The sequence below is a fragment of the Mycobacterium sp. genome, from assembly GCF_035499775.1.
Classification (GTDB): domain Bacteria; phylum Actinomycetota; class Actinomycetes; order Mycobacteriales; family Mycobacteriaceae; genus Mycobacterium.
The window spans coordinates 1-7,804 of sequence record NZ_DATJYB010000099.1; the positions used below are offsets into that span (position 1 = coordinate 1).

At 68.2% G+C, this 7,804-nt stretch carries 8 protein-coding genes and 2 pseudogenes; 5 read left to right on the forward strand and 5 right to left on the reverse strand.

Annotation, left to right across the window (positions count from 1 at the left end):
• The 5 genes and pseudogenes from VML93_RS06960 to VML93_RS06980 all read left to right on the forward strand — a co-directional run.
• Window positions 1-456: Ig-like domain-containing protein (locus VML93_RS06960; RefSeq protein ID WP_325609031.1), on the forward strand; the 456-nt coding region annotated here is incomplete at its 5' end.
• Between the two features lie 61 nt (window positions 457-517).
• Entirely contained in the window at window positions 518-1,126 is a 609-nt protein-coding gene (locus tag VML93_RS06965) for a DUF7711 family protein (protein WP_325609033.1), read from the forward strand.
• Between the two features lie 69 nt (window positions 1,127-1,195).
• Window positions 1,196-1,447 (forward strand): annotated as a pseudogene (locus VML93_RS06970) (antitoxin); the annotation flags it as partial.
• On the forward strand, window positions 1,444-1,773 hold the full coding sequence (locus VML93_RS06975; RefSeq protein WP_325609035.1) for a type II toxin-antitoxin system PemK/MazF family toxin: 330 nt from the start codon (window positions 1,444-1,446) through the stop codon (window positions 1,771-1,773). The pseudogene VML93_RS06970 and the gene VML93_RS06975, both read left to right, overlap by 4 nt.
• A gap of 321 nt (window positions 1,774-2,094) precedes the next feature.
• Window positions 2,095-3,762, forward strand: a complete 1,668-nt coding sequence (locus VML93_RS06980; protein ID WP_325609037.1) for a cyclic nucleotide-binding domain-containing protein — start codon at window positions 2,095-2,097, stop codon at window positions 3,760-3,762.
• Between the two features lie 86 nt (window positions 3,763-3,848).
• Here VML93_RS06980 and VML93_RS06985 read toward each other — a convergent pair whose 3' ends face one another.
• From VML93_RS06985 to VML93_RS38515, 5 genes and pseudogenes are all read right to left on the reverse strand, one after another.
• The gene (locus VML93_RS06985) at window positions 3,849-4,109 is read right to left on the reverse strand and encodes a type II toxin-antitoxin system prevent-host-death family antitoxin (protein WP_325609039.1); all 261 of its coding nucleotides are present in this window, start codon (window positions 4,107-4,109) and stop codon (window positions 3,849-3,851) included.
• A 27-nt stretch (window positions 4,110-4,136) separates the two neighbouring features.
• A complete protein-coding gene (locus tag VML93_RS06990) occupies window positions 4,137-4,490 on the reverse strand; it encodes a hypothetical protein (RefSeq protein ID WP_414686296.1) in 354 nt (117 codons plus the stop codon).
• A gap of 68 nt (window positions 4,491-4,558) precedes the next feature.
• Window positions 4,559-5,662 (reverse strand): anhydro-N-acetylmuramic acid kinase, encoded by a 1,104-nt coding sequence (locus VML93_RS06995; protein ID WP_325609043.1) that lies wholly within the window; start codon window positions 5,660-5,662, stop codon window positions 4,559-4,561.
• Entirely contained in the window at window positions 5,659-6,567 is a 909-nt protein-coding gene (gene murQ / locus VML93_RS38510) for an N-acetylmuramic acid 6-phosphate etherase (RefSeq protein ID WP_414686297.1), read from the reverse strand. Before murQ ends, VML93_RS06995 begins: the two co-directional genes overlap by 4 nt.
• Window positions 6,568-6,651: 84 nt before the next feature.
• Window positions 6,652-7,377: pseudogene (locus tag VML93_RS38515) on the reverse strand (BadF/BadG/BcrA/BcrD ATPase family protein); the annotation flags it as partial.
• Between the last annotated feature and the right edge of the window lie 427 nt (window positions 7,378-7,804).

A 7,804-nucleotide genomic window follows, 5' to 3' on the forward strand; every position in this document is an offset into this window, starting at 1 on the left:
GAAAGGCGCATTATGACAGGCATGGACCGTGCCAGCCGGGCACGCACGGCCGCGGGTGTGTTCATCAGTTTGACCGCCTCGCAACTGATTTGGTGTACACCCGAGGGAGCGGCCCAGCCGGCACCCAAGGTCGTGGCGACCGTGCCGGCCGCGGGCGCCACCGTGCCGGCCGGACCGCTTACGCTGAAGGTCACGTTCGACCAGAAGATGATGCCCGATTCCTATTCGTTCGTGACCATCCAGGGCGCCGCCTATCCCCCCTGTCCGGGGCCACCGACGACCTCGACCGACGGCATGACCTTCTCGCTGGACTGCACGCTGGAATCGGGCAAGTCCTACGCGCTGGGCTTCAACGGCGGCAGTTACATGAACTTCAAGAGCCAGGCGGGCGTTGCCGCCGTCCCCAGCGAGCTGCACTTCTCGACCGCACCCGTCCCTGAGCCGGGGCAATCATGACGTGGCCGACAACGCGACGCGGTCGAACAGCTTGCCGAGCCGACCTGTTTAGCCGAATGCCATGAAGCGTGCGACGGCCATCGGACATCTCGTCGAGATGGCGGAGGTCGCGTCGCAGTGGCAGGAGGTAGGTGGCCGAGGTCACTGGCCCCTCACCGAGATGTGGGTGGCCGGGAAGCTGCTGTCGTTGACCGACACCTTGGAGTCCGGAGCAGTCGTGCTCGTCCTCGATCTTCCCGCCAAGGAGCTCCCCCCGCTGGCCATGCACCCCACCGCAGAAGCGATCGGCCACCAACTGCGACTCGGTAAGCGGCCGTTTCTCTGGTGGTACCGACCGCGCACCTGGCCGGTATGGACTTATGACTACCGGCAGGTGGTGAAGTTCTGGTCTGCTGACAGCGGTCTTGATTCGTCGGCGATTGAGGCCCTCCGGTCACGGCGCCTTGACCGCCTGGCCATTGTCGAGCCGTCCGACGACGAGTTAGCGATACAGCTGCGGACCGAGCTCGTCGCGTCGCGTGAACACCTCCGATCGATGCTCGAGGTCTACTGGGACCGCGACTGGCGTCGGCGCCACAAAAGTTATGACGAATCGCCTGAGGATCACCTATGGCGGGCAGCGACCGCTGTGTCAGAGATCCTGGATGCCGTTGACAAGCTGAAGGACTGAAGGCGGCGTCGCGACGGCTGTCGTGCTGTCCTTCCGCCGCGGGACGGGAGTGTGGCAAGTAACAATCCGTGGCATATTTGTGGCATGAACCGCATACGAATAAGTACCACGGTTGACGCCAGGTTATTGAGCAGTGCGCGTGGCGTGCGGGTGGGCGTCAATGACGCCACCCTCATCGATGAGGCTCTCGCTGCCTTACTCGCCCGTCATCGATCCGCTGAAGTGGATGCGAGCTATGCCGCTTACGACGAGCACCCGGTCGATAAGCCCGACGAGTGGGGTGACCTGGCGTCCTGGCGGCGAGCGGCCGGCGCTTCGTGAGCGCATTGCCGGCACGCGGAGAGGTGTGGTGGTGTGAACTGGCCGAAGTAGGTCGGCGTCCGGTTGTGGTGCTGTCGCGTGACGCGGCGATCTCTCGGCTTCGACGCACCCTCGTCGCTCCGTGCACCACGACGATCCGAGGGCTGGCAAGCGAGGTGGCTCTGGAACCCGGTGACGACCCGATCCCCCGGCGTTCGGCGGTGAACTTGGACTCGGTCGAAAGTGTTCCTATTGCAGTCTTGGTCAGTCGGCTCGGCCGGCTTTCGGATTCCCGGATGCGCGCGATCTGCGGGGCCCTTCAGGTCGCAGTAGACTGCTCTGGCTGACGCGCGAGCGGTTGTCGCCACTTCGTCAGGAAGTAGCCTTGTTCCGGTTCAGCTTAGACCGCTGGAACGTTAATGCCGTTGCAGCGGTTTTGAATTCGGCGTCGCAGTGGACGACGATGAGTAGTTCCGCGGCATCCGGAGATGCGGATTACCGTTGTGCATCAACCATTTTCGCTATTCGTCGGCGTATTTTCGCCGAAGGCCGAGAATCCCTCGATCCGCTATGCGCGCCAATTCGGATGAGGATACCGGTGGGCCGCGTGGCCGTTGAGCAGCGCCGGGTTGCGGACGCCACCCGTCTTACAGCGTTATGCTGCGTCGATGGCCGACAGCCCGGCACCGGTAAGCCGGTGGGCCGCATGCCGTAATGCTCTGTCCAACGCGAATATTGCCCGCGCCGAAGCGTCTCTCGGGGCCGGCGTGATCGGGCATGTGGCCTGGCTTTCGACGATGTTGGTCGTCACCCTCGATCGCCTGGGTCCGATCGGGCCTGGCTGGTTCGTCATTATTCGGCAATTCACCGGTGCGGCGAGCGCTCCCGCCTATGCCGCCCTGGCGGGCCGGTTCAGGCGGGAGCGGGTACTGGCCGGCGCCATCGTTGCTCGCGGATGTGCGGTGGCACTTGTGATCCCGGTGCTGGAATTCCACGCGGCAAACGTCCTGCTGTTTCTTCTCATCGCCTTAGAGGGATTCACGTCGTCCGCCCCGAAGGCGCTCCACGACGCGCTACTGCCCTGGTTAGCCGACTCGCCCGCCCAGCTGGTCGCGGCAAATGCGCTGTCCTCTCTTCTCGAGACGGCGGTTGTGTTGGTCGGTGCCGGCGTCGCCGCGGTCGGTTTGTGGCTCTCCGGGCCGCCCGTTGTCCTGGCGACCGTCGTCGCATTTTGTGCACTTGGAGCTTGGCCGCTCTTGGCGATTCGCGGAATCGATACCCGGGTGGGCGAAGAAGGGTCTCGCGTCGTCGACGAACTTGCCGGCGGAATCGGTGTGCTTCGGCGGTCGTCGAGCGCCCGGGTCGTCGTCGTCGTCCTGGCGTTCACCGCTGCACTGACCGGCATTGCGCAAGGCGTCGTTGCCAGCATCGCGACCGACCTTTTGCACGTCAGTGCGGCGGGGACGCCAATGCTGATCGGCGCTGTCGGCGTTGGCGGACTGGTTGGTGGTATCGCAAGCCTGTCGCTGGGTCAGCGGTCGATGTCTGTTCCGTTTATCCTCGGCCTGCTCGGTTGTGCGGCAGTGTTTTTCGCCCTGGCAGCGACGTCCGCAGAGGCCCTTGCCATCCCGCTGCTGGTCTTGTTCGGCATAGGCGATGCGTACCAACTGGTGAGTGGCCGCACGTTGCTGCAACGGAGCGCGTCTGGGCGGTCACTCGACCTACTCGCCGGAATCAACGCGTTGATCGCCGTCTCGATCGTCGGCGCGGCCGGCCTGTGTGCCGCGGAGATCAACGCCGCGATCGGAGTGCGCGGGACGTTGCGGGTTGCCGCCGGTGTGGCGATGCTGGGCGTGGTCTATGGCTTGTGGCGCCTGAGGCGGGTGGAGCGGCAGTTCCCGATGTGTCGCGAAGAGCTTGATGCGATCAAAAGCGTCGAAGCCTTCAGACCGCTGTCTGTTGCGGCCGCGACCCAGCTTGCCTCTGCCCTGATACCCCTGCGTTGCGCCGAAGGCGATGTTGTTGTCCGACAAGGTGATTCCGCGGAAGAAATGTTTCTGATCGGTTCGGGTTCCTTCGACACCGACGTCGACGGCCAAAAGATAGGAACGCTGGGTCAAGGTGACCATTTCGGGGAGATCGGCCTGTTGTTCGGTGTGCCGCGTACGGCGACGGTGCGGTGCGTGCAGGCCGGTGCGCTCTGGCGCTTGCGCCGGGAAGATTTCTTGAGGGCCATCACGGGAAACTCGACCAGCAAGGAGGCGATCAGCGCGATCGCCGACCAACGCCTGGCGCGCGCCGGCAAGATCGGCCGTGCAAAAGGCGAAGGGCGCTGACAACTTCGCATCGCAAAACGGCAGGCTAGACGCGAACGATGGTCAGGCCGGCGGAATCATCGATGCATTAAGCACGCCGGTGGAGGTCAGCGAAGCGGACCGAGTTCATCGGTGCTGTCCCCGGCCAACTCGGCAAGTTCCTGACGCAACGCCGGGTCGGCTTGAGCGCGATCAAGCCTGCGCAGCAGTTCATCTCGACTCAACCATCCGTGCCGGGTGGGTTGCAGTGCAGTAAGACGTGCGACCGCCTTGCCATTGACGGTGACGGTGATATCTTCGCCAGCCTGAACGCGCCGCAGCAGTCCTGCGGTGTCATTGCGCAACTCTCGCGCCGCCACTTCCGTCACTCTACGTACAGCCTTGGTTCGAACCGGCTATCCGGGTGGCGGTATCAGCGGCGGCCGGCACGCGTTAGAGACCGGATCCCACCACGAGCCGTTGTCGCATGCGAGCGGTTGCGGCCCCACGCCGAGAGGTCGGCACACGTTGGCCGTGGGATCCCACCATTGGCCCGCCTCGCAGGCGAGTGGTTGTGGCCCAACCCCCAAAGGTCGGCACTGATTGGCCGTCGGGTCCCACCACTCGCCCTGTTGGCACTGCAGAGCTGCCGGTGCGTCCGGTGGGCGGCAAATGTTCGCCTTCGCATCCCACCACTCGCCGTTGGCGCATTCCGCTGAGCTGATCCCCGGTGAAGCGAGCGTGACGACCGCCATCGGCGCGAAGGCCATGGCGGTGCTGGCGACCAGTCGGCAAACGATTGTCCACATTGCACACCCCTGAGTGTCGTGACTCGTTGCTACGGTCCAGCTTGCCACGGTCGATGGTCGATGAGCAGGCCGGTCGGCCGGGCGGCCGGCGGCGGAAGCGCGAGCGGCGCGTTGCCGGGCGAGATGCGTCCGAGCACGTGCGGGCCGGTGAGCAGCGGCACCTGGTGCCAGGTGAGGAAGCCGATCAGCGCCATCAGGTAGGACTCCTTGGCTTGCGCGGGCAGGCCGTGCTCATCGCTGAGGGTGAGCGGGAGCCGGCGCTTGAGCGCGGCGAGCAACGCCGGGTTGCGGACGCCGCCTCCGGATGCGACGACCTCGGCGGGCGCGTACGGCGCCAGCGCGTCGGCGACGGTGATCGCGGTCAGCTCCGTCAGCGTCGCGAACAGGTCCTCGGGCGCGAGTTCGGGCAGGTCCCCGAGGCGAAAATACTCACGACCGGTCGACTTCGGCGGCGCGAGCGCGAAGTAGGGGTCGTCGAGCAGGTCTTGCAGGAGCGCCGCGTCCGGTGTGCCGTTGGCGGCGAGCCGGCCGTCCTCGTCGCTGGGCCGGCCGATAACGCGACGCGCCGCCCCGTCGAGCAGGCAGTTGGCCGGTCCGGTGTCGAATGCTATTGGGGCACAGCCCTTTCGGACGATCGTCACGTTCGCGATCCCGCCGAGGTTGAGCGCCGCACGTGTGTGCTCGCCGCGCAGCCACAGGTCGTCGAGGATCCCGGCGAGCGGGGCCCCGTGGCCGCCGGCGGCGATATCGCGAGCGCGGATGTCCGAGATGACCGGCAGCCCGGTCGCCTCGACGATCCACGCGGGCTGCCCGAGCTGCAGTGTCCCCTTCGCCGCGCCGCCCTGTACCCAGTGGTGGACCGTCTGACCGTGGCTGACGACGAGATCGGCGGGCAGCAGCTGGGCGACGAGCTCCCCCGACGCCTGCCCGATCAGCTGGTCGAGCTCGCAGAGCTCGCCCGCCGTCGTCGGGCCCAGCGAAGCGTGCAGACGGGCGCGCACCTCGTCCGGCCACGACCGCTCGATATGACGCAGCGGTGACATCGCCACCGCACCGTCGTCCCATTCCAGCTCGGCCACCGCCGCGTCGAGGCCGTCCATCGACGTCCCCGACATCAACCCGATCACCCTCATGCCGAGCCGAGCGCGTCGCGCAGGCGTCCCCGTGCGCGGTCGAGCCGGACCGCGGCCTCGGCAGCGTCGACACCCGCGAGCAGCGCGACGATCGCGGTCTTGGCGTGACCGCCCGCGGCGGCCAGGGCGGCGGTCGCGGCCGCCTCGTCGACGCCGGCCGCGTCGCGGACGATCCGCACCGCGCGCCGGCGCACCTTCGCATTGGTCACGCGCACGTCGACCATCCGCGGTCCGTAGGCCTTGCCGAGCGCGATCATCACGCTCGTCGAAATCGCGTTGAGCACGACCTTCTGCGCCGTCCCCGCGGTCAGGCGCGTGGAGCCGGCCAGCACCTCGGCCCCGGTCAGCAGCTCGATCACCACATCGGCCGACGCGTCGCTCCCCCGGTTGTTCACGATGGCGACCGTCAGTGCGCCCGCCGCGCGCGCATACTCGAGCGCCCCGAGCACGTACGGCGTGCGGCCCGACGCCGTGATCCCGACGAGCGCGTCCGCAGTGGTGAGGTCGGCGAGATCGGCGGCGTCGAACGCGTCCTCGGCGCCCTCGATCGCCTCGGTCAGCGCCGCCGGGCCGCCGGCGATCACGCCCCGTACGAGGTCGGTGCCGAACGTCGGCCCGCACTCCGCTGCGTCGAGCACACCGAGCCGGCCGGGCGTCCCAGCGCCGACGTAGATCAGACGCCCCCCGCGTGCGAGCCGCGCCGCGATCGCCTCGGCCGCCGCTGCGATCCGCGGCACCGCCGCCACCACAGCGCCATGCGCCTGTCCCTCGGCGGCGACCAGCAGCGCGACGACCTCGGCGATCGGCCGCGTGTCGAGGTCGTCCAGGTCTGGCCGCACAGCCTCGGTGGCGAGCCCGTCGAGCCGGTGCCGGGCACGGGCCTCGGGGGCCGCCCGTACCCGGATCACGTGCGGCTCGTGGATCGCGCCCAGTCGTAGCGCGCCGTCCAGCGCGTCGCCGACGGCCGGGACGAGGTCCAGCCGCTCGCGCAACACCTCCACCCCCGCCAGGCCGCCGACCAACGCCACCGGGCCATCCCCCACCGCGTGAGCGGTCGCTGCAAGCGCCTCGGCGGCGGAGCTGACGATCGCCAGCGCGACGCCGTCGCCCTGCGCAGCGAGGACGTCGGGCGCGAAGGCTGCGACCGCGGCGGCACCGGTGAGTTGCGCGGGCCAGGTCTCCGGCGCGCCGAAGCGGGCGCGAGCGGCGTCCAGCAGCGTGGTGGTCGGGCCGCGGCCGTCGTGGGCGCGCAGCGCCGCTCGCAGCCCGGCGGCGCCGATCCACGCGCCGCCACCCTCGTCACCCAGCCACGGCCCCCAGCCGTCGGCGGTCCGCAGTGCGCCGTCCGCGTCGATCGCGAGAGCCACGACGCCGGTGCCCACGACCAGCACGACGCCCGGCTTCCCGTCCAGCGCCCCGGCGTGCGCGGTCACGGCGTCACTGGTCACCGCGACGCGCTCGACCCGCAGCGAGGCCAACAGCGCGTCCCCCAGAGCACGGGCCGCGTCCGGCGCGGAGAAAGCCCCGGCGGCGCCCACGACCACCTCGTCGACCGGGCCGAGCTCACCCGCGACCGCGAGGATCGCCGTCTCCGCGGCCCGCACTCCGTCAGGTGTCGCGAGACCTGGCGCGCCCGCCCCCTCGACCCGGCGGCCTTGCGCCGCGGCCCGGCAGGACGTCTTGCCGAGATCGACCGCGAGGATCACGGCACCCATCGTTTCATGCACCGCTTCGCCGAGCGTGGGTGATCTGGACGAAAACAAGAGTCAGCGCGTTATCCGCCGCCTCAACAGTGACAGTCCGGGCCCGTCGAGACCGTCTAACACCGCAGCGCGCCCGAACGAAGCCAACAACAGGTCGGCTGCCCGCCCACGAACTTCCTCGCCGTTTCCCCAGCTTCGGCCAATGTCCGTGGCGTGCAAGCGAATACCTCGCAGTCGTCCGAGTGGCACCAGACCAATCGGCACCCGGGCCGGTCAGGAAGTCCAATGCCGGATCTTGATGTCGCGCTGTGCGCCAACACTCGTCGATCAGATCGGCGAGGTCGCGACGCTCCTGCGCTGTCGCAGCAGGATTCGCTCGCGATTCAGGGCGATGCGGCGGAGTCGATCCCGGGCACGTTGCCGACGATTTCCTTGATCT

What these genes read in the sequence shown, in the direction of transcription:
- VML93_RS06995 (WP_325609043.1), bottom strand. Translation starts at nt 5,662, where the DNA reads ATGAGGGTGATCGGGTTGATGTCGGGGACGTCGATGGACGGCCTCGAC.
- VML93_RS06965 (WP_325609033.1), top strand. Translation starts at nt 518, where the DNA reads ATGAAGCGTGCGACGGCCATCGGACATCTCGTCGAGATGGCGGAGGTC.
- VML93_RS06980 (WP_325609037.1), top strand. Translation starts at nt 2,095, where the DNA reads ATGGCCGACAGCCCGGCACCGGTAAGCCGGTGGGCCGCATGCCGTAAT.
- VML93_RS06990 (WP_414686296.1), bottom strand. Translation starts at nt 4,490, where the DNA reads ATGGCCTTCGCGCCGATGGCGGTCGTCACGCTCGCTTCACCGGGGATC.